Raw genomic sequence first — 23,441 nt, 5'->3', positions numbered from 1 at the left:
GTCGTCCACCCGCCGGGCGGGCCGGACGGCGTCGTGGGGCCCCTGCTCGAAGAGCTTGGAGGAACGCACCAGGCGTCGCCGGGCCAGCGAGACTTTGCGGACACCCCCTGGGGCCCGTCCGGCAGTTCCCGTCCGCCCGGCGACGCCGTGACGCCGCGCACGCCCTCTCGCCGCACCCGACACCGCCGGGCCACCCTTCAAGCAACGGCGCGCCTTGCCGGAAGGGCCCTAGTCCAGCCCCGCCAACACCCCCCGCACCGCCTCCAGATCGGCGTCCGAGGCCAACCCCGCGTGATACAGCCGCAGTTCGGTCGCGCCGAGCTCGACCGCGCGGGCCGCGTCGGCCGCGAGACGGTCCGGCCGGCCCCCCATCCCGGACACCACGGTGAAGTTGGCGGCCAGCACCCTCCCCCGCGCCCCCGCCCGCACCGCCTCCGCGAACGGCGTCAGCAGGCCCGCGTCCCCGGTGCACGGCACGACCACACCGTCGGCCACGGACAGGATGTGCCCGGGGTCCACACCGGCGTTGGCGCCGCAGTGGAAGGAGACGGGGTCGGCGTGCAGCAGCACCTGGAACCCGGCCGGCGCGGCGGAGCGGACCGCCGCGACCGTCTCCTCCTGGAGCGAGCGGGCGACCTGGTCGCGCCAGACACGGGTGGCCGCCGCCGTCCCCGCCCCGAGCAGCTTCTCCACCCCGGCCCAGCCGCCACCGGACGGCTCCCCCCGCCACACCGGCTCCAGCGCCCCGCGCACGAAGGACGCCAACTCCTCCGCGTCCAGGCCCTGTCGGCCGTATCCGTCCGCGCACACGGCACAGAAGCACAGAGACATCAGATAGTGCCCGGCGTCCCCGAGCGACACCCCGCCGATCTTGTCGTGGGCGTGCAGATGGGCGAGTCCGTACCAGCCGAGCGACTCCAGTTCCGTACCCGCGGCACCCGGCCGTACCGCGGCCTCCACCGCGAGGTCGGCCAGGTAGGCGCGGGTCGCGGACCGGGCGACGCAGGGCGCCCAGGGATAGCGATCCCCATAGGCGTTGACGACGGAGGTCTCCGGATGTTCCTCCCCCATACGTGAGTTGTGCGCGAGCACGACCCAGGTGTGGACGTCGAGCCCCACCCCGGCGAGCGCGGCGGCGGCCTCGCCGTACGCGTCACCGGGCGCCCAGTCACCGGCCGGACAGGGGCGAAGGGCCCGGCCGCGCCATCGCGCCTCGTCCACCGGGTACAGCACGGCGGCGTGCGAGGCCGTGACGATCCGGTGCCGCGGGTGGCGAGGGGTCAGCGCGCGCGTGGAGTGATAGGCGGACGCGAGCGTCACCCGGCGGACGCCGAGGGCCGCGGTCCTGGCGGCGGCCTCCGGGTCCCCGTTGACGTCCCAGGGGTAGAGGAACGCGGACGCGATCACAGGCCCTCCTCGATGAGCGCGTACCCGCGGTCGATGAGCTGCGCGAGCTGCTTGACGTGGTCCTCGGCCGGTTCGTGGAGCGGGGGCCGGACCTCGCCGACGTCCAGTCCGCGCAGCCGGACACCCGCCTTGACCAGGGCGACCGCGTAGCCGCGCCCCCGCGCCCGCAGATCGACGAAGGGCCGGTAGAAGCCGTCCAGCAGCCGGTTCACCGTCGCGTCGTCCCCGGTGTTCAGGGCGCGGTGGAAGGCCAGCGCGATCTCGGGGGCGAAGCAGAAGACCGCCGAGGAGTAGAGCGTGATCCCCAGTCCCCGGTAGGCGAGCCCGGTCAGCTCGGCGGTCGGCAGACCGTTGAAGTAGAGGAAGTCGCCGGGCGCCTCGCTGCGTACGGCGCTGACGATCCGCTGCATCAGGTCCAGGTCGCCGAGCCCGTCCTTGAAGCCGATGATCCCCTCGGTGCGGGCGAGTTCGACCACGCCCGCCGGGGTGAAGACGGCGTTGTCGCGCTGGTAGACGATGACGTCGAGGGAGGTGGCGGCGGCGATCTCCCGGTAGTGCCGCAGCAGCCCCTCCTGCCCGGCCGTCACGAGATACGGCGGCATGGCGAGCAGCCCGTCGGCCCCGGCGGCCTCCGCGAGGCGCGCGTAGCGCACGGCCAGGGCGGTTCCGTATCCGGCGCCCGCGACCACCGGGACGCGCCCCTCGGCGGCCTCCACCGCGGCCCGTACGCAGGTCTCGAACTCCTCGGGCACGAGCGCGTGGAACTCGCCGGTGCCGCAGCACGCGAAGACCGCCGCCGCGCCCGCCTCGACGCCGCGCCGTACGTGCTCCCGGTAGACACCGGGGTCGACGGTGCCGTCGGGGCCGTACGCGGTGACGGGGAAGAAGAGCGGCCCGCTGGGGATGCTCAGCCGGGCGGCAAGAGGGGCTGACGTCACGGACTCTCCCTTAAAAGGTGCCCATCGAGTGCATGTTTCTGATCCATGTCCATATCCCTGAACTCGCCCACGCTAAGCCGCCGCCTCGGGGCCGGTCAAGCATGCAAACCCGCAACTCGAAGGCGGATTTCGCCCGTCCGCGCGACACTTGACGCGGCACGTCGACGCTCCTTAGCGTGTCCATGAATGTGAATGCCATACACGCATACGACTGACGAACAAGGCCCCGCCGACGGCCCCCGGCAGCCGGCCCTGGCGCACCCGCCCGCACGGAGGAGACCCCCATGCCCGCTCCCCGCACCGTTCTGCTCACCGGCGCCGCCGGCGGACTCGGCACCCTCATGCGCGGGCTGCTGCCGGAGTACGGCTACGAGCTGCGTCTGCTCGACGTCCTCCCGGTCGAGGGCGAACCGGGGGCGATCACCGCGGACCTCGCCGACCGGGCGGCACTGCGCGAGGCGGTACGGGGCGTCGACGCGATCGTCCACCTCGCGGGCATCTCCCTGGAGTCCTCCTTCGACAAGATCCTCAAGGCCAACATCGAGGGGACGTACAACCTGTACGAGGCGGCCCGCGAGGAGGGCGTACGCCGTGTCGTCTTCGCCTCCTCCAATCACGCGGTGGGCTTCACCCCGCGCCCGGTGGGCGACGACCCGCTGATCCCGGTCGGCACCCCGCGCCGCCCCGACACCTTCTACGGGCTCTCCAAGTCGTTCGGCGAGGACCTCGCCCAGTTCTACTGGGACAAGCACGGCCTGGAGACCGTCTCGGTGCGCATCGGGTCCTGCTTCGCGGAGCCGACGAGTGTGCGCATGCTCTCGGTCTGGATGAGCCCCGAGGACGGCGCCCGCCTCTTCCACGCCGCCCTGACCGCGCGGGACGTGGGGCACTCGGTCGTCTACGGCTCCTCCGCCAACACCCGCCTGTGGTGGGACCTCTCGTCGGCACGGGCCCTCGGCTACGAACCGCGCGACGACTCCGAGCCGTACGCGGAGAAGCTCATCGCCGAACAGGGCGAGCTCGACCCGGCGAACCCGGACCACGCGCACCTGGGCGGCCACTTCACGACGCACCCGCCGATCTGGCCGTACTGACCACGGCCGAGAAGGCGGGGACGACGGGCGGACAGCGGACCGCCCGGCGCAGGAAGGGCGGACAGCGGACCGCCCGACGAAGGAACGGGCGGACCGCGGAACCGCCCGGCGGAGGGGGCGGGCGGACAGCGGACCGCCCGGTGAGAAGCGGGCGGGCCGGAAACGGGCCCGCCCGCCCCCGTGTTCGGGCACGACCCCTGCCCGATCCCGCCGCCTCCCCCGCTCCACCCCAGGTCCGCCGCGGGCGGCCGCGCCGCGGAACGGGCACAGCCGGGCAGCATCGGGCCCGCAACAGGCCTGGTCAGTGACGGACACCGGCTGTAGAACTTCCCTCATGGACCCCACCGGGTCCGAACGGGCAGTGCGCGACGGAGCGCGAGGGAGCGGGTGACGGCGATGACGGGCAGGACGGCGGAGGAACGGCAGCGCGAGATCGTCCGGACCGCGCGCCGCACGGGCTCGGTCGAGGTCACCGAGCTCGCCGTCGAACTGGGCGTCGCCAAGGAGACCGTACGACGGGATCTGCGCACCCTGGAGGACCACGGCCTGGTGCGCCGCACCCACGGCGGCGCCTACCCCGTGGAGAGCGCCGGCTTCGAGACGACGCTCGCCTTCCGCACCACGAGCCATGTCCCCGAGAAGCGCCGGATCGCCGCCGCCGCGGCCGAGCTGGCCCGGGACGCCGAGACCGTGTTCGTCGACGAGGGGTTCACCCCGCAGCTCATCGCCGAAGCCCTGCCCAGGGACAGGCCGTTGACCGTGGTGACCGCCTCACTCGCCACCGCCGGAGCACTCGCCGGAGCCGAGAACACGAGCGTCCTGCTGCTCGGCGGCCGGGTCCGCCCCGGCACCCTCGCCACGGTCGACCACTGGACCACGAAGATGCTCGCCGGCTTCGTCATCGACCTCGCGTTCATCGGCGCCAACGGCATCTCCCGCGAACACGGCCTCACCACACCCGACCCGGCGGTCAGCGAGGTCAAGGCGCAGGCGATCAGGGCCTCCCGGCGCACGGTCTTCGCCGGTGTGCACACCAAGTTCGGCGCCGTCAGCTTCTGCCGGTTCGCCGGCATCGGCGACCTGGAGACGATCGTCACCAGCACCCTGCTCCCGGCCTCCGAGGCGCACCGCTACTCGCTGCTGGGCCCCCAGGTCATCCGCGTCTGAAAGCCCTCCCGCCCCGGCCACCTGCCCACTCCCCCCTCCCCGCGTCGCCCCGAGGCACCCCCACACCTCACCCCGCCCCCTATATCCGCATCCCTCCCCATCTCTCCCCTTTTCTCCCCATCCCCCTCCCCATCCCCATCCCCAGGAGTGATCCATGCGAACCCCGAGCCGGCGGAGGCCGCGCGCACTGCTCGCCGCGGCCGCCGCAGGGACGCTGCTCTCCCCGCTCCTCTCCGGCTGCTGGACCGGAGCGGGCGGGTCGGGCTCCGGCGGAAACTCCATCAACGTCCTGATGGTCAACAACCCGCAGATGGTCGAGCTGCAGAAACTCACCAAGGCCCACTTCACCCGGGACACCGGCATCAAGGTGAACTTCACCGTCCTGCCGGAGAACGACGTCCGCGACAAGATCAGCCAGGACTTCGCCAACCAGGCGGGCCAGTACGACGTCGCCACCCTCTCCAACTACGAGATACCGATCTACGCCCGCAACGGCTGGCTGCACGAGATGGACTCGTACGTCCGCCAGGACCGCGGATACGACGAGCAGGACATCCTCAAGCCCATGCGGCAGTCGCTGACGGCCGCCGACGGCAAGCTCTACGGGCAGCCGTTCTACGGCGAGTCGTCGTTCCTGATGTACCGCAAGGACGTGTTCGCCGCGAAGGGCCTGACGATGCCCGCGCACCCCACCTGGCAGCAGGTGGCAGACCTCGCGGCGAAGGCGGACGGCGCCGAGCCCGGCATGAAGGGCATCTGCCTGCGCGGTCTGCCCGGCTGGGGCGAGGTCATGGCCCCGCTCACCACCGTGGTCAACACCTTCGGCGGCACCTGGTTCGACAAGGACTGGAAGGCGCGCCTGGACTCCCCCGAGTTCGAGAAGGCCACCACGTTCTATGTGAACCTCGTCCGCGAGCACGGCGAGTCCGGTGCCGCCCAGTCCGGCTTCGCCGAGTGCCTGAACAACATGACCCAGGGCAAGACGGCCATGTGGTACGACGCCACCTCCGCCGCGGGCCTGCTGGAGGCCAAGGACTCCCCTGTCAGGGGCAAGCTCGGATACGTCCCGGCCCCCGTCGAGAGGACCGGGTCCTCCGGCTGGCTCTACACCTGGGCCTGGGGACTCCAGAAGGCCTCGCACAACCCGGACAAGGCCTGGAAGTTCATCTCCTGGGCCTCGGGCAAGGGCTACGAGCAGTTGGTGGGCGACACCACCGGATGGTCGAACGTCCCGGCGGGCAAACGCGCTTCGACGTATACGAACGCCGCCTACGTCAAAGAGGCCGCCGCCTTCCAGGACATGACCCGCCAGGCCATCGAGGGCGCCCGGCCGCGCGACCCCGGCGTCCAGCCGCGCCCCGCGCCCGGGATCCAGTTCGTCGGCATCCCCGAGTTCACCGACCTCGGCACCAAGGTCTCGCAGGAGATCAGCGCGGCCATCGCCGGACGCCAGTCCGTCGACGCGGCACTGAACACCTCCCAGAAGCTCGCCGAGAAGATCTCCAAGGAGTACGAGGGCCGATGACCGCCACGACGACGGCCCGCGTGGCCGCTCCCCCCGTACGCACCCACGGACAACCCTCGGCCCGGCTGCGCGCCTGGGCCGCCCGCGGCCCCCTGCTCCCGGCCCTGATCTTCATGATCGCGGTGACCCAACTGCCCTTCGTGGCCACGCTGGTGATCTCGTTCTTCGACTGGAACGCCCTGTATCCGAAGGCCCGCCACTTCACCGGCTTCGGCAACTACACGGAGGTGCTGACCGACGCGGGCCTGCGGCACTCGGTCTGGACGACGATCCTGCTGACCGTCAGCGTGGTCCTCGTCAGCCTCGTCCTCGGCCTGGCCCTCGCCCTGCTCCTGGACCGGCGGTTCCGGGGCCGCGGCATCGTCCGCACCCTGCTGATCGCACCGTTCCTGGTGGTCCCGGTCGCCGCGGCCCTGCTGTGGAAGCACGTGCTCTTCAACCCCGAATACGGCCTGCTGAACGGCCTGTTGCACTACGTCGGCGGCCCCGCGCCCGACTGGATCTCGGACACCCCGCTGCTCGCGGTCGAGGCGTCCCTGGTCTGGCAGTGGACGCCGTTCATGATGCTGATCCTGCTCGCCGGTCTGCAGAGCCGCGACCACCAGCAGATCGAGGCCGCCCGCGTGGACGGCGCGAACGACTGGCAGGTGTTCCGCCACCTCACGCTGCCCCACCTGCGCCGCTATCTCGAACTGGGGGCGCTGCTGGGCTCGATCTACATCGTGCAGAACTTCGACGCGGTCTTCACGATCACCTCCGGCGGCCTGGGCACCGCCAACCTGCCCTACACCGTGTACCAGAGCTTCTACCAGGCCCACGAGAACGGCCTCGCCTCCGCCGCGGGCGTTCTGGTGGTCATCGGTTCCATCGTCATCGCGACCTTCGCGCTGCGCGTCGTGTCGTCCCTGTTCCGCGAGGAGGGGTCCCGCTGATGAGTACGACCGCGACACATCCGCGTCCCCTCCGTGCCAGGGGGGCCGGCCTGGGCCTGGCCGCCTGGGCGCTCGGCATCGTGTTCTTCCTGCCCATCGCGTGGATGGCCCTGACGTCCTTCCACTCCGAACCGGACGCGGCGAAGAACCCGCCGGCCTTCGGCGCGGCCCTGACCCTCGACGGCTACCGGGAGTTCTTCGGCGCGGGCGGCGGCGCGAGCCCCTGGCCCTCCCTCGTCAACTCCACGGTCGCGTCGGTGGCCTCGACCCTCCTCGTCCTGCTGCTGGCCCTCCCGGCCGCGTACGCCCTGTCGATCCGCCCGGTGCGGAAGTGGACGGACGTCCTGTTCTTCTTCCTGTCGACCAAGATGCTGCCGGTCGTGGCGGGCCTCCTCCCGATCTACCTGTTCGCCAAGAACACCGGCATGCTCGACAACATCTGGCTGCTGGTCGTCCTCTACACCTCGATGAACCTGCCGATCGCCGTGTGGATGATGCAGTCGTTCCTCGCCGAGGTCCCCGTCGCGGTGATCGAGGCGGCGCAGCTCGACGGTGCCCGGCTCCCGACGGTCCTCGGCCGGGTCGTGGCCCCCATCGCCCTGCCCGGCATCGCGGCGACGGCCCTGATCTGCTTCATCTTCAGCTGGAACGAGCTGCTGTTCGCCCGGGTGCTCACGGGTGTGGTCGCCGGGACCGCCCCCGTCTTCCTGACCGGATTCATCACCAGCCAGGGCCTGTTCCTGGCGAAGGTGTGCGCCGCGTCGCTCGTCGTCTCCCTGCCGGTGCTCACCGCGGGGTTCGCCGCCCAGGACAAACTGGTCCAGGGCCTGTCGCTCGGAGCCGTGAAATGAAGGCCGCAGTCATCGAGTCCGTGGGCCGTGCCGTCGTGACCGAGGTCCCCGACCCGTCTCCTGGCCCCCGCGAGGTCGTGGTCGAGGTCGCCGCCTGCGGCCTGTGCGGCACCGATCTGCACATCCTCCAGGGCGAGTTCGCCCCGAAGCTGCCGATCGTGCCGGGCCACGAGTTCGCCGGCGAGGTGGTCGGCGTGGGCACAAGGGTGACGGAGCTCGCGGTCGGCGACCGGGTGGCCGTCGACCCGTCCCTGTACTGCCACGAGTGCCGTTACTGCCGTACGGGCCACAGCAACCTCTGCGAACGGTGGGCCGCGATCGGCGTGACCACCGCGGGCGGCGCCGCCCAGTACGCGACCGCGCCCGTCGCCAACTGCGTCAAGCTCCCCGAACACGTCGCCACCCAGGACGCGGCCCTGATCGAACCGCTCTCCTGTGCCGTCCGGGGCTACGACGTCCTGCGGTCCCGGCTCGGCGCCCACATCCTGGTCTACGGCTCCGGGACGATGGGCCTGATGATGCTGGAGCTCGCCAAGCGCACCGGCGCGGCGAGCGTGGACGTCGTCGACGTGAACCCCGAACGGCTCGCCACCGCCCGGCGGCTCGGGGTCTCCGCGGCCGCGGCGAACGCCGACGAGCTGGACCGGCCCCAGGGCTGGGACGTGGTCGTCGACGCGACCGGGAACGCCGCGGCGATCCAGGACGGTCTCGACCGGGTGGCGAAGGCGGGCACCTTCCTCCAGTTCGGCGTGGCGGACTACGCGACCCGGGTCACCGTCGACCCGTACCGCATCTACAACCAGGAGATCACCATCACCGGCTCGATGGCCGTCCTGCACAGCTTCGAACGCGCGGCGGAACTCTTCGCCGCGGGCGTCCTCGACCCGTCGGTCCTCATCAGCGACCGCCTCCCCCTGACGAGCTACCCCCAGGCCCTGGAACAGTTCGCGTCGGGCGTGGGCCGCAAGATCGTCGTGGTGCCCTGAGACACGACCACCCGGGCCCGCACGCCCCCGCGAGCGGGCCCGAAGTGGAACCCTCCCCCTGCGTCCCTCTTCACCCTTGGGTAAGGGAACGGTAAAGCGCCCCCGCTCGTTACCCCAGTCATGACAGCTATGACGCCCGGCTCGAACATCCCTCTCCCCGTCTCGCGCGTGACGGTGGACGTCACCGCCCCGGTGCGGCTCGACGTGTCGAGCCTGCTGCTCACCGCCGACGGCAAGGTGCGCTCCGACGACGACTTCATCTTCTACAACCAGCCCACCGGCCCCGGCGTGACCTACCGGTCGGGCGGCGGCACCGCGCCCGACGCGATCACGGTCGACACGGCCGCGGTGCCCCCGGGCATCGAGAAGATCGTCGTCACGGCGAGCCCCGACGCGGCGGGCCAGTCCTTCCAGGGCATCGAGCCGACCGCGACGATCCGCAACGCGGACGACAGCACGGTCCTGGCCACCTTCACCCCGCCGCGGCTGGGCACGGAGACGGCCCTCGTGATCGTCGAGATCTACCTCCGCAACGGCGCCTGGAAGGCCCGCGCCGTCGGCCAGGGCTACGCGAACGGCCTGGCGGGCATCGCCACCGACTTCGGCGTGAGCGTGGAGGAGCCCGCCCCGGCCGCCCAGCCCGCCCCCGCGGCCCAGCCCCCGGCCGCGGACCCCCGCCTCTCCGCCCCGCAGTCCCCGGCCGCGCCCCCGGTCCCGCCCATGCCCCCGGCGCCGCCCGCCGCCACCGGCAAGATCAACCTGGACAAGGGCCGGGTGAGCCTCCAGAAGAACCAGACGGTGTCCCTGGTCAAGGGGGGCGCCCCGCTGCTCTCCATGGTCCAGATGGGCCTCGGCTGGGAGCCGGCGTTCCGCGGCAAGGACATCGACCTGGACGCCTCGGTCATCGCGTACGGCCCGCAGCGCAACCACATCGACAGCTGCTACTTCGGCAAGCTCTCGATCGTGAACGGCGCGATCAAGCACTCCGGCGACAACCTCACCGGTGAGGGCGGCGGGGACGACGAGGTGATCACCGTCGACCTCGGCCGTCTCCCCCAGGAGGTCACCGGCCTGGTCTTCACGGTCAACTCCTTCTCCGGCCAGAAGTTCACCGAGGTGGCCAAGGCCTACTGCCGCCTCATCGACGCCGCCAGCGGTGAGGAACTCGTCCGCTTCGACCTCACCAACGCCGAGGCCCAGACGGGCGTCATGATGGCCAAGCTGATCAAGCAGTTCTCCGGTGAGTGGGACATGACGGCGATGGGCAACTTCGTCAAGTCCCGCACGGTCCGCGGCATGGTGAAGCCGGCAGCGGAATCCCTCTGACCCGGGGCGACCCCCATGACCGGGGGCGAGAATCCGGCCCGGCTCAGCCCACCCTTTTCCTCGCCCCCTCCGCCCCTACCCTCCCCCAAGGTCTCGGCTTCGCTCGACCAGGGGGGACCCCCATCACCCCTGGGGCTCCGCCCCAGACCCCGCTCCTCAAACGCCGGAGGGGCTGAAAATTTCGCCGGCCGGGGCTGAAACGTGCCCCGCACCCGAAAGGCAGCCCGGAAGGGCTGGAACTCACCCCCGAACCCCAGCGAACGCGGACCCGCAGCCGGGATCCGGCGTGAGGGGACGTGCCGGTACATCAATGGCCGTCGCCACCGACGCCCACACCTCACCCAACGGCGACGGGCTGATGCACCGGCACGGCCCCGACCCACCCGCCGGCCGAACCCGACCCACCCACCGGACAGAACCCGACGCACCCACCGGACCGAACCCGCCCGCCCACCCGCCCGGAGGGCTACGCCCGCAACCCCTCCGTCAGCAACAACACATACCGCCGGATGTCCGAACCGTCCGAGCTCCCCAGCTCCGACGCGGTGGCCACCCCATGCGCCAGCCGCAACACATCGATCGGCTCCAGATCCCCCCGCAGCGTGCCCTCCCGCTGCGCGGCCCCGACCAGCCTCCCCGCCGCCCCCTTCACGGAGGCCCCGCACCGCGCCAGCACCTCGGAACTCCCGTCCGCGACGGCCGACCCGAGCAGCGCCTTCAGCCCCCGGACCTGGATCATCCCGAGGCAGAGCTCGTTGAGCCACTCCACGAGCGCCTCCCCCGGCGGCAACGCGGCCGCGATCTCGTCCGCGCGGACCGCGATCGCCTCGATGGCGTCCACGTAGACGGCCTCCAACAGCGCCCGCCGGGTCGGAAAGTGCCGGTACAGCGTCCCGGACCCGACACCGGCCCGCTTGGCGATGTCGTCCAGGGACGCACCTTCCCCGTGTTCGGCGAACGCGACCGCCGCCTCCGCGAGAAGCCGCTCATAGTTCCGCCGCGCATCCGCCCGCATCGGCTTGACCTGGGTCATTCAGACACTCCTTGCGAACCGGGGACCCCCTCCGTATCTTGGCGAGGGTTAAACGGAGACAGTCCCCGCTTATGTCGCGGGCAGTCCGTGCTGCCCACTCGCACCGTACCGGGGACGCCAGACCAGGAGAACTCCATGTCCACCGGCACCGGCACCCCCACTCCCGACACCCCGTCAGCAGCGTTACGTCCAAAGCGACTCCGCAGCACGGAGGCGACACCCGGCACGACGGCCCTCCTCGTCATCGTGACCGCCTACCTCATGGTCGGAATCGACTCCACCGTCGTCAACGTCGCCCTGCCGGACGTCCAGCGGGACCTCGGCTTCACCCCCACCGGCCTGTCCTGGGTCCTCAACACATACACCCTCGCCTTCGGCGGCCTGCTCCTCCTCGGCGGCCGGATCGGCGACATCGCGGGCCGCCGCCGGACCCTCACCACGGGCGCCCTCCTCTTCGCCGCATCCTCACTGCTCGGCGGCCTCGCCACCGAGAGCTCCTGGCTGCTCGCGGCCCGCGCGCTCCAGGGCGTGGGCGCGGCACTCATCGCCCCGAGCACCCTCGCGCTCATCACCACGAACTTCCCCGAGGGCCCCCGACGCCACCACGCGCTCGGCGTCTACTCCTCCATGGCCGGGATCGGCGCGTCGGTCGGCCTGGTGGTCGGAGGCATGCTCACGTCGTGGGCGTCCTGGCGCTGGTCGCTGCTGATCAACGTGCCGATCGGCGCAGCGGTCGCCGCCGCCCTGCCGCGCTTCGTCACCGAGACCCCCCGTCACGCGGGCCGCTTCGACGCGGCGGGGGCGCTCACCGGCACCGCGGGCACCGCCTCGCTGGTCTACGCGTTCATCCGGGTCTCGGAGCAGGGCTGGAGGGACACCCAGGCGCTGACGGGGTTCGGTACGGCGGCGGCCCTGCTCGCCGGCTTCCTGCTGGTGGAGCGGCGCGCGGAGCAACCGGTCATACCGCTGCGCCTCTTCGCGAGCCGTGACCGGGCGGGCGGCTACGCCGGGGTCCTGCTGCTGCCCGCCGGCATGTTCGGCGCGTTCTACTTCCTCACCCTGGTCGCCCAGCAGGCCCTGGGATACAGCCCGTTGCGCACGGGCTTCGCCTTCCTGCCGCTGACGCTGGTGATGTTCACGACCGTGCGCCTCGTGCCACGGCTGCTTCAGCGCTTCGGCGCCAAGCCCGTCCTGCTGTCAGGGATGTCGCTGATCGCGGTCGCCGGCGTCTGGCTGTGGCGGCTGGAGCCGGGCGACGGCTACCTCTCCGGTCTGCTGGGCCCGTTGCTGCTGATGGGGCTCGGCGTCGGCCTGAGCTTCATGCCGCTGACCGCCACCATTCTCGCGGGCGTGGCACCGCGCGACGCGGGATCCGCGTCCGGACTGCTGCAGACCCTCCAGTGGCTCGGCGGCACCCTGGGACTCTCCGTCCTGGTCACCGTGTTCGGCACGGCGACCCGGCACGCCCACGGCTCCCCGTCGGAGATCCTGACCAAGGGCTCGGCCCAGGCGTTCGGCGCCGGTTCCCTGATCGCCCTGACCGCACTGGTGCTGTCGGCACTGGTGATCACGGGTGGACGACCCAAACGCGGCGCTTAGCCCCGGACCCAGAAGCCGACAAGGGTGCGGTCCGCACCAAAGTACGGACCGCACCCTTCCCTTGAACCCTCAGGCGGCACCGTCCCAAGCCGAGACGAGGGCTTCAGCCACCCCGGCCCCGGCCCCTCACCCGGCCTGGGCCCACGGCCAGTCCGCGTCCCGAGCCGACTCGAGAAGCGGCACCATCCGGAAGGCCGCGTCCGAGAGCCCGCCGAACGTGTGGCGGTTACCCGTCCCCGACGGCCCGTGACCCACGCTGTAGCCGGCGAGGTTCCACGTGTAGACCGGAACGTGCGCCGGAACCTGCTCGGTCGGGTCGCCGAACTGGCTGTACATGGCCTGCTCGTCGGTGACGATGAGCACCCGGTCGTGCTTCTTGTAGTGCTTGCGGACCGCCTCGGTGGTGTTGGTGCCGCCGAGGTCGCCGAACCGTCCGATGACCTTCAGCACGGACTCGCCCGAGCTGAACTTCACCCGCTTGCTGGTGGTGCCGAACTCGACGAGATCCGCGTCCGCCGCCCGCAGCGCGAGCGCCGTGCCGAAGATCGCCGCCGCGTCGGCCCGGTTGAGCTCGGAACGCTCGGACAGCCGCGAGTAGAACATCGAGCCCGAACGGTCCACAAGGACCAGGGTGCGGCCGGGCAGCGCGGGCACGTTGGCCAGCGAGTGGCCGAGCGCCTGCTCCAGCGGGTACGACCAGCGCAGCGACGGCGCGTGCTGGTAGGCCGCGAGGTAGCGGAACGGGAACTGCCGCGAACGCGCGACCTCCGCCGGGTCACTGATCTTCGCGGCGACCCGGGCGGCCACCTCGTCACTGACACCGGCCTCGTCGAAGTTGCGCAGGTTGCGGACGAGGGCCATCGCACCCATGGACGGGATGACGGCCTCCCAGGCCTCCTTGTCCATCGGCCCCTGGAGCCAGCCGGCCAGCGCCTCCCACGTCATCCCGGCGTCCGCGAGCCGCTGGGCGGCCTGCGCGCCGGTCACGACCTTGCGCCGCTTGGCGGGCCGCAGCGCCATCAGGTCGCGGTGGGCGGCGAGCACGGGCAGCGACTTGGGGACGACGGCCGTGTCCGGGTTGTGGCGCCGGTCCAGCGCGTACTGGAACAGGTCGCCCTGCCAGGGCTTGTCCGGGTCCGGCGCCGCGTGCACGAGGTTGAGGATGTCGCCGAAGCGGTAGCCCTTGGACGCGGTGTCGTACTTCAGCAGCGACTTGCCGTTGTAGAGACGTCGTACGGCGTCGGCGATGCCCCGCTTGACGGGCTTGGGCACGTTGCGGCCGTACCGGGAGGTCCAGTAGGCGAGCAGCTCGCCCGGCTCGTCCGGACGGCGCAGTACGGAGGCGACGACCTGCCGGTTGGCCGGGCCGTCGGTGGCACCGGCGTCGAGGCGCGCCTTCACGTACTCGGCGGCACCGACGAGCGAGGCCGTACGGAGGTTTCCCTCGCCGCGCAGCCAGCCCAGGAGGCCCGCCGTCCAGGACGGGTCGGCGACGGCGAGCTCGCGCACGAGCGTGGCGAACCGGTCGTCGCGGGCGTCGCCGGTCTCGTAGAAGGTCCGCTGCGAGACGAAGTTGGCGATCGCGAGCAGAAAGAGCTCGGAGCGCGCGTCACGCTCGCGGCCGAGGCCCCCCTGGTGCGTCCGCAGCACTCGGCCGGTGGACGTCACGCGGGAAGTGGGCTGCGCCTTCGCCGCCTTGTTGTTGAAGCGTGCCATGGTGAATTCCCCCGAATTCATGAGCGTTTCGGAGGGAGGCACAGCAAATGGAGGGTGTCCGAGATCAGGGACGGCGACGGTTGCTTATAAACTGGCGCGTCTTCCGTTTCCGCCACACCGACCCGAAGTCGATGACGGGATTCGAACCCGCACGAGGCCGTGGCCCCACCAGTTCCCGAAGTATCCGCTGCCTGCGCACCGGGCACCCACCATGAGCTGCGCCTCCCGAGATCAAGTCGGCCGCGGCGGGGATTCTTTGAGAGAGAAGTAGCCGCGGCCCGCGCACCGGGAGGTGCATGAAGTTGTGGTGTCCAGAGATCGAGATCGGCGGAACCGACGTAGGTGCTCCAACCCCTGAGCTACATCGGCGCGTTGTGCCGACGGCGGGACTCGAACCCGCGACCGCCCCATTATCAGTGGAAGTAGGTCCTGCCTTCGCACCTGGACGTGCACCACTGTAGGAGGGCGGCCGCGAACCCGGCGAGCGAATTAATCCGCGGGGAAGGCGGGGGGGGGAGTTCAGCCGCGCTTCTGCCGCTTCCAGGGGCCCGTGATGGCGAGCATGATGCCCGGCTCCTGGATGTTGGCGAAGAGAGTACGGCCGTCGGGCGAGAACGTGACGCCGGTGAACTCGCTGTAGGCCGGCGCCTCGGCGGTGCCGATGTTGAGCTCGTTGCGGGCGATCGGGTAGGTGCGGCCGCTCTCGGTGGCGCCGAAGAGGTGCTGGACGCCCTCGCCGTCCTCGGCGATGACGAGGCCGCCGTACGGGGAGACGGTGATGTTGTCCGGTCCGTCGAAGGCTCCGTCGACGGACGGGTCGGGGTTCACGCCGATGAGGACCTTCAGCGTCAGGGTGCGGCGCTTGGGGTCGTAGAACCAGACGGCTCCGTCGTGGGCCTGGCCGGGGCTCTCGGCGCGGGCGTAGGAGGAGACGATGTAGACGCCGCCGTCACCCCACCACATGCCTTCGAGCTTGCGGGCGCGGGTGACCTGGGTGTCGGTGAACTGCTTGCGGACGGAGACGGTCTTGGCGTCGCGGTCGGGGACGTCGACCCAGTCCACGCCGTAGACCGTGCCGATCCTGGTGGCGCGGGAGAGGTCGTCGACGAACTTGCCGCCGGAGTCGAAGCACTTGAAGGCCTGGAGCGCCCCGGCGTTGTCGTCGAGGGTGGCGAGCCGTCCGTGGCCGTGCTCGAAGCCCTGCGGAGGCGTCCAGCGGTACAGCAGGCCGTTGGGGCCCGAGGCGTCCTCGGTGAGGTAGAGCCGGCCGCGCTTGGGGTCGACGACGACGGCCTCGTGGGCGTAGCGGCCCAGCGCCTTGACGGGCTTGGGGTTCTTGTTGCGGCGGCGGTCCTGCGGGTCGACCTCGAACACGTAGCCGTGGTCCTTGGTCATGCCGTTCTGGCCGGCCTTGTCCTCGGTCTCCTCGCAGGTGAGCCAGGTGCCCCAAGGGGTGTTGCCGCCCGCGCAGTTGGTGGAGGTTCCGGCGATGCCGACCCACTCGGCGACGTGGTCGTGACGTACCTCGACGACGGTGCAGCCGCCGGACGCGGCCGGGTCGTAGACGAGTCCCTCGGTGAGCGGCACGGGATACGTCCAGCCGGAGCGGGGGCCCTTGAGCTCGTGGTTGTTGACGAGAAGGGTGGCGCCGCGCGGGCCCTGGAAGGTGGAGGTGCCGTCGTGGTTGGACGGCGTGAACTCACCCGAGTCCAGCTTGGTGCGGCCGCTGTAGGTGATGACGCGGTAGGAGAAGCCGGCGGGCAGCGAGAGGAGGCCCTTGGGGTCGGTGACGAGCGGGCCGTAGCCGACGCCGCCGTGCCGGGCCTCCGCCGAGTCCGCACCCGCGCCCTCGGTCTCCGTCTCGGTGGCGGCGAGCGCGTTGGGTGCGGTGGCGAGGGCACCCACGCTGCCGATCAGGACCACGCCTGCACCGGTGATCGCGGACTGCCTGGCGAAGTCCCTGCGAGAGAGCGACATGTGATGTCTCCTGTGACGGTGGACTCGGACTGTCGTGGGGGGGCGGCCGGCGGCCTCGGTTCGCGGCACACCGTCCCGCCCCCGCCTGAACACGAGTTGAACGCACGCCGACTTCCGCGCCCCCGCTTGCGTGAATCCACCCACCCGGAGCAGGAACGTCCCCCTCCGGGGACCACCGGGCCCGGCACCCGGCAGCCCCCAGCCAGCCAACGCCCCGCCCCCGTCACCTCACCGGCCGCGCGTCACGCCCCCTGTTGTGAGCGGGCCTTGAACGCGGCCTTGCGGGCCTCCTTGGCGACCTTCTTGTCGGGGTGCAGCCGGCCCATGGCCTCCAGGACGTCCGGGGCGGCGGGGTGCTCGACCCGCCAGGCCGTGTCGAAGAAGCCGCTGTGCTGCTGGGCCAGGCCCTCGACCAGGGCCTGCAGCTCGTCGGAGTTCCCCTCGGCGGCGAGCTGGGCGGCCACCGTGTCGATCGTCAGCCAGAAGACCATCGCCTCGGACGGCGGCGGCACGTCGGACGCGCCCCGCTCGGAGAGCCAGACCCGGGCGAGACCGCCCAGCTCGGCGTCGTCCAGCACCTCGCGCAACGCCGGCTCGGCCTCCGTGCCGACGAGCGCGAGTGCCTGCTGGCAGTGCAGTCGGCGCAGCGGGGCGTTCGGGTCCCCGCCGCGTGCCGCGGAGAGCAACTCCCGTGCGGCGGAGAGCGGTTCACGCCGGGCGAGCCACTGCTCGATCTCGGCCTGCGCGGCGGTCGGGGGGAAGCCCGCCGTGCCGTCGAGCAACGTGTCCGCGCCCTTGTCGGTCAGCTCGCCCACCGCGGGGGCGGAGAAGCCCGCCTCGATGAGCCGGGCGCGCAGCCCGTACAGGCCGAGCGGCGTCAGCCGCACCATCCCGTACCGCGACACGTCCATGTCGTCGGCGGGGGCCGGTTCCTCGGCGGCGTCCACCATCAGGGCCTCGTCGACCGGCTGGAAGGCGACGAGTCCGATGGGCTCCAGCAGCCGGAACTGCTCGTCGAGGCGCATCATGGCGTCCGAGACCTGCTCCAGGACGTCGTTGCTGGGCTCCCCCATGTCGTCGGGCAGGATCATCGAGGCGGCGAGCGCGGGCAGCGGCACCGACACCTCCCCGAGCGCGTCCTCGCCGACGGTCAGCAGATACAGGTTGCCGAGCACGCCGTCGAGGAATTCGGACTCGGCCTCCGGGTCCCAGTTCACCGAGGAGAGGTCGATCTCGCCCTGCTCGTCCATCGCGTCGACGAGTTCGCCGAGGTCGGGCACGCTCGCGTCGGCCAGCACGACGTCGAGGGCGCCGAGCCAGTAGCCGAGGACGTCCTGCGGGGCGCCGGAGGTGAGCAGGGCGAGGTCCTCGCCCGCGGTGACGGTGCCCTCCTCCTCGTCCACGATCTCGACGAGCCCGGTGTCGACGGCCACCCGCCAGGCCTCTCCGGCCAGCGCGGCCGCGTCGTCGCCGGTCAGGCCGAGGACTCCGGCCGCCTCGGGAAGCTGTTCCTCGACGAGTTCGCCCCCGGCGCCGACCCGGGTGGCGGGACCTGCCCAGCGGGCCAGCCCCGCGGCGCGCGAGAGCAGCGGCGCGGCGAGCGCGTCCCGCGCGAGCTGCGCCTCGGAGTGCAGCCGCACCGGCGGCAGGGAAGAGCTGTCTGACATCGGCTGAGTTCTCCTCCGAACAACCACGACGATCAGGGACAGGCAGGCGAGCGGTCCGACCGGCTCCACGGCGGGCGCCGGGTCCCGCCGGACGTCGGCGGGCACGGGAGCCCGGAGGCGGCCCGGGGGATCCGTCCAACTGCTCAGCCTAGACGGATTTCCACCCATGCCGCCCGGTTCATGTGTCCGACAGGTCTCGTACACCGTCGAAACCTTGACAACTCCCCCCGTCACACACGAGATTGACGCGCGTAGAAGTTCAACGGCCGTGCGGTCGAACCCTTCTACGCGCGTCACTGGCCCGCAAGCAGGTCGCGCTCCCCCCACCAGTCCACCCTCGTCCCGGCGCTCACGAACGTCCCCGGAGGGATTCCCTTGCCGAGCAAGAGAACCGCGCGCATCGGCGCGCTGACCGTCGCCGCGGTCTGTTCCACCGTCTCCGCCGTTGTGCTCACCACACCGGCCCAGGCGGACACCGTCCACATCCACGACATCCAGGGCACCACCCGGACCTCCCCCCTCGCGGGTACGAAGGTCACCGACGTGCCCGGCATCGTCACCGGCGTGCGGACGTACGGTTCGTCCAAGGGCTTCTGGTTCCAGGACCCCACGCCGGACGCCGACCCCGCCACCAGTGAGGGCGTCTTCGTCTTCACCAGCTCCGCCCCCAAGGTCGCCGTCGGCGACTCGGTCACGGTGACGGGCACGGTCTCGGAGTACGTCCCGGGCGGCGTCTCCACCGGCAACCAGTCGGTCACCGAGGTCACCAAGCCGACGGTCACCGTCGTCTCCAGCGGCAACGCCGTCCCGGCCGCGACGGTCGTCGGCGCCCGGTCCGTGCCGGACGACTACGCCCCCGCCGGCGACACCGCCGCGGGCGGTTCGGTCAACGCGCTCACCCTGGAGCCGGCGCAGTACGCCCTGGACTACTACGAGTCCCTCGAGGGCATGAACGTCCAGGTCGCAGACACCCGCGTGGTCACCGCCACCGACCCGTACACCGAGCTGTGGGTCACGGTGAAGCCGCACGAGAACGCCACCCGCCGCGGCGGCACGGTGTACGGCTCGTACACCTCGCAGAACACGGGACGCATACAGATACAGTCCCTCGGCGCGACCGCCGACTTCCCGACCGCGAACGTCGGCGACAAGCTCACCGGCGTCACGGCGGGTCCGCTCGACTACAACCAGTTCGGCGGCTACACCCTCGTCGCGAACCAGCTCGGCACCCTCCAGAAGGGCGGCCTGGAGCGCGAGACCACGCGCAAGCAGGCGCGCGGCGAGCTGGCCGTGGCGACGTACAACGTCGAGAACCTGGACCCGGGCGACGCCTCGTTCGCCGCCCACGCGTCCGCGATCGTGAACAACCTGAGCTCGCCCGACGTCGTGTCCCTGGAGGAGATCCAGGACAACAACGGCGCGACGGACGACGGCACGGTCGCCGCCGACCAGACGGTCAACAAGCTGATCGACGCGATCGTCGCGGCCGGTGGCCCGAAGTACGACTGGCGCTCCATCGACCCGGTCAACGACCAGGACGGCGGCGAGCCCGGCGGCAACATCCGCCAGGTCTTCCTCTTCAACCCCGAGCGGGTCTCGTTCACCGACCGCGCGGGCGGCGACTCGACGACCGCCGTCGGTGTCACGAAGGTGCGCGGCAAGGCGCAGCTCACCGCGTCCCCCGGCCGCATCGACCCGGCGAACGAGGCCTGGAAGAGCAGCCGCAAGCCGCTCGCGGGCGAGTTCGTCTTCCGTGGCCACACGGTCTTCGTGATCGCCAACCACCTCAACTCCAAGGGTGGTGACCAGGGGCTGACCGCGCAGTACCAGCCCCCGACGCGCAGCTCCGAGGTCCAGCGGCACGCCCAGGCGACCCTGGTGAACGCGTTCGTCGGCGAGATCCTGAAGACGCAGAAGAACGCCGACGTCATCGCGCTCGGCGACATGAACGACTTCGAGTTCTCCGACACCGCCAAGATCCTCGAAGGCGACGGCGAGCTCTGGTCGGCGATCAAGTCGCTGCCCAAGAGCCAGCGTTACACGTACGACTACCAGGGCAACGCCCAGGTCCTCGACCAGATCCTGGTCAGCCCCTCGATCCGCAAGGGCTGCGACCTGGACTACGACAGCGTGCACATCAATGCGGAGTTCTCCGACCAGATCAGCGACCACGACCCGCAGGTGCTGCGGTTCCGTCCGTAGCCACGCCGTCGGTCCGTAGCCGCGCCGGCATGCGCACCGTGACCGTTCCGGTCATCGGTCCGTAGCCGCTCCGGTACGCGAGAGCCCGGCCCCGTCGTCCGGGGGGCCGGGCTCTTCGCCTGCTCGGGGACTCCGCTCCGGCTCGCCGGGCGCGGCTCTCCGGCCGCGCTCGGCTCAGCCCGCGAAGACCTCGTCGAGCCAGCCCTTCCAGGCGGTCTCGTCGGCCTTGGCGTCGGCGCCGGGCGCGAAGTCGTGGACGCTCATGCCGACCGGCGCGCCCCAGCGGCCCCGCCCGAAGAAGCGGATGAGCGCGTTGTCGGTGCGCAGCCCGATGAAGTACGGGTTGCGGAAGTCGAGCACGGCGTCGAAGTCCTCGCCGCCGGGACCCTTCGCCCGCACCCGCGCGCCCTCGGCGGTGCCGTCCTGGAGGCCGAGTGCCGTTCCGACGGCCGCGAAGGCGTCGGCGGTCGCGGACACGCCGGGCCCGTCGAAGGTCGCGAAGGCCACCGGGCGGCCCGCGAAGTGGGTGACGTACTCGCGCAGGGTGTGCAGATAGAAGTCGGTGTGCTTGTCGGCTCCGTCGTACTGGTTGTCCCAGTCGTCGGTGAAGATGCCGCTGTGCACGTACCGGACCCAGGAACTCCGGCCGTCGCCGCGGGCCTCGATGGTGTGGTCGATCTGGTTGAGGCTCTGCGTCGGGAAACCGACGTCCTCGGTGCGCACGGTCAGCCGGTGCGGCGGGTCCCAGGTGGTGATGACGCTGCCGAAGGGTCCCGCCCCGCCCTCGCGGGGCTCGTACTCCATCGGCCACAGCCAGCCGCCGCTGCCTTCGGTGATCGCGTCCCAGACCCGGGCGGGCGGGACGTCGACCTCGTACTCGCGGACGACCTCGAATTCCTTGGGCATGATGATGACTCCTGGATGATCAGTGGGTTGCTTCGGGACCCGCGGGGGCTTCCCCGGCTTCGGGCCCGGCCTCGACTTCGGACGGCGCCCCGGCTTCGGGCCCGGCCTCGACTTCGGACGGCGCCCCGGCTTCGGGCCCGGCCTCGGCCTCGGTCTCGGCCTTGAGCGTGGGGTGCACGGCGACGACGATCCGGTGCGGGCGCCCGGCCTCCGCGTCCCCGTCGTGGTACTTGCGGATGAGCGCGCTCACCCCGGCCGTCAGCTCCTCGATGAACGCGGCCCGGTCCGCCGCCGACGCGAAGGTCACCTCGCCGTCGAGCGCGTACGTCGCCAGCCGCTTACGGGCCTTCGCGGCCCCGGTGAGGAGCGAGCCGACGTCCCGGACGAGCCGGGCACCGAGCGCGAGGAGCCAGCGGGCGGACAACTGGTCCCGGAACCGGTCCGGATCGGGCTGCACGGCGGCCAGCGCCTGGGGAGAGATGACGTACGACGCCGCCGTCGCGCGCATCATCCGCTCGGTGACGTTCCCCTTGCGGCGCTCGCCCGCCAGCTCGACCAGGCCGTGCCGCTCCAGCGTCTTGAGGTGATAGTTCACCTTCTGCCGGGGCAGGCCGACCTTGCCGGCCAGCATGGCGGCCGACGCCGGCCCGGCGGCCAGCTCCGCGAGCAGCCGGGCCCGTATGGGGTCCAGCGACACGGCGGCGGCCTCGGCGTCCTCGATCACGGTCACGTCCAACATGACTCCAGACTCCCACCGAAAACTTTTCTTGTCCAGACGGCTCGATTCGTCGGTGGGCCGCGGGGCAGGGTTCCGACGGGGGCGGACGCAGTAGCCGACCGGGATCCGGGGCGGCCGGGGCACTCCGATGGGCTTCAGGAGCGGGATCCGGGCAACACGGCGGGCATGGACGAGAAGCGACCGGAATCGAAGCGGAGAGCTCTTCCGGACACGGGCGCGGAGGCGGACACGGGCAGGGTCGCCGGCACCGGTGCCGGTACCCGCACCGACACGGACACGGACACCGGCAGCACGCGGGGCACGGGTGCGAGCGCGGTCACGGAGGGGTCCGAAGGGCAGGGCGGTCGCGTCAAGCTGCCCGCTCGATCCTGGTGGTCCGCGACCTGGCGCACGGTGAAGGAGTTCAGCGACGACGAACTCGCCGACCGTGCCGCGGCGTTGACCTACTACGGCGTGCTGTCGCTGTTCCCCGCGCTGCTGGTCGTGGTGTCGCTGCTCGGTGTCATGGGGCGGCGCGTCACGGACCGGCTCCTGGAGAACGTGGGGGACCTGGCACCGGGCCCGGCCCGCGAGATCCTGCGCGACGCGGTGACCCAACTGGGCCACAGCGGCGGTACGGGCGGGGTGCTGGCGATCGTCGGGCTGCTCGCCGCGCTGTGGTCCGCGTCCGGTTACGTCGGTGCGTTCATCCGCGCGTCCAACGCGGTGTACGACCTTCCGGAGGGCCGCCCGGTCTGGAAGACCACGCCGCTGAGGCTGGCGCTCACCGTCACGCTGATGCTGCTCCTCACCGGGAGCGCGGTCATCGTGGTGTTCACCGGCCCGCTGGCCGAACGCGCCGGGACCGCCCTCGGGTTCGGCGGCGCGGTGATCACCGCGTGGTCGATCGTCAAGTGGCCCGTCCTGCTGGTGTTCGTCGAGCTGATGATCGGGCTGCTGTACTGGGCCGCTCCCAACGTCTCCGGCCGCGGCTTCCGTTGGTTCAGCGCGGGCAGCGTCCTCGCCACCCTGGTCTGGCTGGCCGCGTCCGCGGGCTTCGCCGTCTACGCCGCCGGCTACGGCTCGTACAACAAGACGTACGGCACGCTCGCGGGCGCCATCGTCTTCCTCGTCTGGCTGTGGCTCACCAACCTGGCCATCCTGCTGGGCCTGGAGTTCGACGCGGAGCTGGCCCGCCAGCGCGCCATCACCGAGGGCCGGCCCCCGACCGAGGAGCCCTACGTCGAACCGCGCGACACCCGCAAGTGGCCTCCGCGGCTGCGGGCGTTGCTCGCGGCCCGGGAGAAGGTGGCGTCGGGGATCACGCCGACGGGCGCGAAGGCCGGCCGGGACACCGCCGGGCGCGTCTGAGGAGGTGCCGGAGGCGTGTGCACGAC

Annotated in this window: 18 protein-coding genes; 10 read left to right on the top strand and 8 right to left on the bottom strand. The window is 71.5% G+C overall.

Translation table 11 applies throughout. From position 1 onward, the window contains the following. Positions 1-228: 228 nt before the first annotated feature. Positions 229-1,407 (bottom strand): hypothetical protein, encoded by a 1,179-nt coding sequence (locus ACFRIC_RS34805; protein WP_382794441.1) that lies wholly within the window; start codon positions 1,405-1,407, stop codon positions 229-231. Beyond that, positions 1,404-2,345: a 5-dehydro-4-deoxyglucarate dehydratase gene (locus ACFRIC_RS34800; protein WP_382794437.1), complete on the bottom strand. Its 942-nt coding sequence runs from the start codon at positions 2,343-2,345 to the stop codon at positions 1,404-1,406. Before ACFRIC_RS34800 ends, ACFRIC_RS34805 begins: the two co-directional genes overlap by 4 nt. Before the next feature lie 284 nt (positions 2,346-2,629). Here ACFRIC_RS34800 and ACFRIC_RS34795 point away from each other — a divergent pair, with 284 nt between their 5' ends. From ACFRIC_RS34795 to ACFRIC_RS34765, 7 genes are all read left to right on the top strand, one after another. Continuing rightward, positions 2,630-3,439 (top strand): NAD-dependent epimerase/dehydratase family protein, encoded by an 810-nt coding sequence (locus ACFRIC_RS34795; RefSeq protein ID WP_382794434.1) that lies wholly within the window; start codon positions 2,630-2,632, stop codon positions 3,437-3,439. A 396-nt stretch (positions 3,440-3,835) separates the two neighbouring features. Beyond that, the gene (locus ACFRIC_RS34790) at positions 3,836-4,606 is read left to right on the top strand and encodes a DeoR/GlpR family DNA-binding transcription regulator (RefSeq protein WP_382794431.1); all 771 of its coding nucleotides are present in this window, start codon (positions 3,836-3,838) and stop codon (positions 4,604-4,606) included. A gap of 154 nt (positions 4,607-4,760) precedes the next feature. Further along, positions 4,761-6,131, top strand: coding sequence for an ABC transporter substrate-binding protein (locus ACFRIC_RS34785; protein WP_382794428.1), 1,371 nt, complete (start codon positions 4,761-4,763; stop codon positions 6,129-6,131). Next, positions 6,128-7,063, top strand: a complete 936-nt coding sequence (locus ACFRIC_RS34780; RefSeq protein ID WP_382794426.1) for a carbohydrate ABC transporter permease — start codon at positions 6,128-6,130, stop codon at positions 7,061-7,063. The genes ACFRIC_RS34785 and ACFRIC_RS34780 overlap by 4 nt, the downstream gene beginning before the upstream one ends. After that, entirely contained in the window at positions 7,063-7,914 is an 852-nt protein-coding gene (locus tag ACFRIC_RS34775; protein WP_382794423.1) for a carbohydrate ABC transporter permease, read from the top strand. Before ACFRIC_RS34780 ends, ACFRIC_RS34775 begins: the two co-directional genes overlap by 1 nt. Continuing rightward, positions 7,911-8,900 carry a zinc-dependent alcohol dehydrogenase family protein gene (locus tag ACFRIC_RS34770; protein WP_382794420.1) on the top strand — a complete coding sequence of 330 codons (990 nt, stop codon included), beginning with the start codon at positions 7,911-7,913 and terminating at the stop codon, positions 8,898-8,900. Before ACFRIC_RS34775 ends, ACFRIC_RS34770 begins: the two co-directional genes overlap by 4 nt. A gap of 129 nt (positions 8,901-9,029) precedes the next feature. Continuing rightward, positions 9,030-10,226, top strand: a complete 1,197-nt coding sequence (locus tag ACFRIC_RS34765; protein WP_382794759.1) for a TerD family protein — start codon at positions 9,030-9,032, stop codon at positions 10,224-10,226. Positions 10,227-10,692: 466 nt separating this feature from the next. Here ACFRIC_RS34765 and ACFRIC_RS34760 read toward each other — a convergent pair whose 3' ends face one another. Next, positions 10,693-11,259 carry a TetR/AcrR family transcriptional regulator gene (locus tag ACFRIC_RS34760; RefSeq protein ID WP_382794417.1) on the bottom strand — a complete coding sequence of 189 codons (567 nt, stop codon included), beginning with the start codon at positions 11,257-11,259 and terminating at the stop codon, positions 10,693-10,695. A 135-nt stretch (positions 11,260-11,394) separates the two neighbouring features. Between ACFRIC_RS34760 and ACFRIC_RS34755 the strand changes: the two genes are divergently transcribed. Then, complete coding sequence (locus ACFRIC_RS34755) at positions 11,395-12,858, top strand: MFS transporter (protein ID WP_382794414.1); 1,464 nt, start codon at positions 11,395-11,397, stop codon at positions 12,856-12,858. 126 nt (positions 12,859-12,984) lie between these two features. On the opposite strand, the gene ACFRIC_RS34750 is transcribed toward ACFRIC_RS34755, so the two are convergent. The 3 genes from ACFRIC_RS34750 to ACFRIC_RS34740 form a co-directional block, all read right to left on the bottom strand. Beyond that, positions 12,985-14,574, bottom strand: a complete 1,590-nt coding sequence (locus tag ACFRIC_RS34750; RefSeq protein ID WP_382794410.1) for a TROVE domain-containing protein — start codon at positions 14,572-14,574, stop codon at positions 12,985-12,987. 519 nt (positions 14,575-15,093) lie between these two features. Beyond that, positions 15,094-16,551 (bottom strand): alkaline phosphatase PhoX, encoded by a 1,458-nt coding sequence (locus ACFRIC_RS34745; RefSeq protein WP_382794408.1) that lies wholly within the window; start codon positions 16,549-16,551, stop codon positions 15,094-15,096. Between the two features lie 242 nt (positions 16,552-16,793). Further along, positions 16,794-18,218, bottom strand: a complete 1,425-nt coding sequence (locus ACFRIC_RS34740; protein WP_382794405.1) for a hypothetical protein — start codon at positions 18,216-18,218, stop codon at positions 16,794-16,796. A gap of 375 nt (positions 18,219-18,593) precedes the next feature. On the opposite strand from ACFRIC_RS34740, the gene ACFRIC_RS34735 reads away from it, so the two are divergent. Continuing rightward, on the top strand, positions 18,594-20,420 hold the full coding sequence (locus ACFRIC_RS34735) for an endonuclease/exonuclease/phosphatase family protein (protein WP_382794401.1): 1,827 nt from the start codon (positions 18,594-18,596) through the stop codon (positions 20,418-20,420). Between the two features lie 174 nt (positions 20,421-20,594). Here ACFRIC_RS34735 and ACFRIC_RS34730 read toward each other — a convergent pair whose 3' ends face one another. Then, positions 20,595-21,326, bottom strand: coding sequence for an SRPBCC domain-containing protein (locus ACFRIC_RS34730; RefSeq protein WP_382794398.1), 732 nt, complete (start codon positions 21,324-21,326; stop codon positions 20,595-20,597). A 19-nt stretch (positions 21,327-21,345) separates the two neighbouring features. Then, the gene (locus tag ACFRIC_RS34725) at positions 21,346-22,065 is read right to left on the bottom strand and encodes an ArsR/SmtB family transcription factor (RefSeq protein WP_382794396.1); all 720 of its coding nucleotides are present in this window, start codon (positions 22,063-22,065) and stop codon (positions 21,346-21,348) included. A 165-nt stretch (positions 22,066-22,230) separates the two neighbouring features. Between ACFRIC_RS34725 and ACFRIC_RS34720 the strand changes: the two genes are divergently transcribed. Next, positions 22,231-23,415, top strand: a complete 1,185-nt coding sequence (locus ACFRIC_RS34720; protein WP_382794393.1) for a YihY/virulence factor BrkB family protein — start codon at positions 22,231-22,233, stop codon at positions 23,413-23,415. The last annotated feature ends 26 nt before the right edge of the window (positions 23,416-23,441 follow it).

The sequence above is a fragment of the Streptomyces sp. NPDC056738 genome, assembly GCF_042790435.1.
Classification (GTDB): domain Bacteria; phylum Actinomycetota; class Actinomycetes; order Streptomycetales; family Streptomycetaceae; genus Streptomyces.
This window is presented reverse-complemented; position numbering and strand designations above follow the sequence as displayed.

Coding starts and splice junctions, on each gene's coding strand:
- ACFRIC_RS34795 (WP_382794434.1), top strand. CDS start 2,630: ATGCCCGCTCCCCGCACCGTTCTGCTCACCGGCGCCGCCGGCGGACTC.
- ACFRIC_RS34790 (WP_382794431.1), top strand. CDS start 3,836: ATGACGGGCAGGACGGCGGAGGAACGGCAGCGCGAGATCGTCCGGACC.
- ACFRIC_RS34785 (WP_382794428.1), top strand. CDS start 4,761: ATGCGAACCCCGAGCCGGCGGAGGCCGCGCGCACTGCTCGCCGCGGCC.
- ACFRIC_RS34780 (WP_382794426.1), top strand. CDS start 6,128: ATGACCGCCACGACGACGGCCCGCGTGGCCGCTCCCCCCGTACGCACC.
- ACFRIC_RS34775 (WP_382794423.1), top strand. CDS start 7,063: ATGAGTACGACCGCGACACATCCGCGTCCCCTCCGTGCCAGGGGGGCC.
- ACFRIC_RS34770 (WP_382794420.1), top strand. CDS start 7,911: ATGAAGGCCGCAGTCATCGAGTCCGTGGGCCGTGCCGTCGTGACCGAG.
- ACFRIC_RS34765 (WP_382794759.1), top strand. CDS start 9,030: ATGACGCCCGGCTCGAACATCCCTCTCCCCGTCTCGCGCGTGACGGTG.
- ACFRIC_RS34760 (WP_382794417.1), bottom strand. CDS start 11,259: ATGACCCAGGTCAAGCCGATGCGGGCGGATGCGCGGCGGAACTATGAG.
- ACFRIC_RS34755 (WP_382794414.1), top strand. CDS start 11,395: ATGTCCACCGGCACCGGCACCCCCACTCCCGACACCCCGTCAGCAGCG.
- ACFRIC_RS34750 (WP_382794410.1), bottom strand. CDS start 14,574: ATGGCACGCTTCAACAACAAGGCGGCGAAGGCGCAGCCCACTTCCCGC.
- ACFRIC_RS34745 (WP_382794408.1), bottom strand. CDS start 16,551: ATGTCGCTCTCTCGCAGGGACTTCGCCAGGCAGTCCGCGATCACCGGT.
- ACFRIC_RS34740 (WP_382794405.1), bottom strand. CDS start 18,218: ATGTCAGACAGCTCTTCCCTGCCGCCGGTGCGGCTGCACTCCGAGGCG.
- ACFRIC_RS34730 (WP_382794398.1), bottom strand. CDS start 21,326: ATGCCCAAGGAATTCGAGGTCGTCCGCGAGTACGAGGTCGACGTCCCG.
- ACFRIC_RS34725 (WP_382794396.1), bottom strand. CDS start 22,065: ATGTTGGACGTGACCGTGATCGAGGACGCCGAGGCCGCCGCCGTGTCG.
- ACFRIC_RS34720 (WP_382794393.1), top strand. CDS start 22,231: ATGGACGAGAAGCGACCGGAATCGAAGCGGAGAGCTCTTCCGGACACG.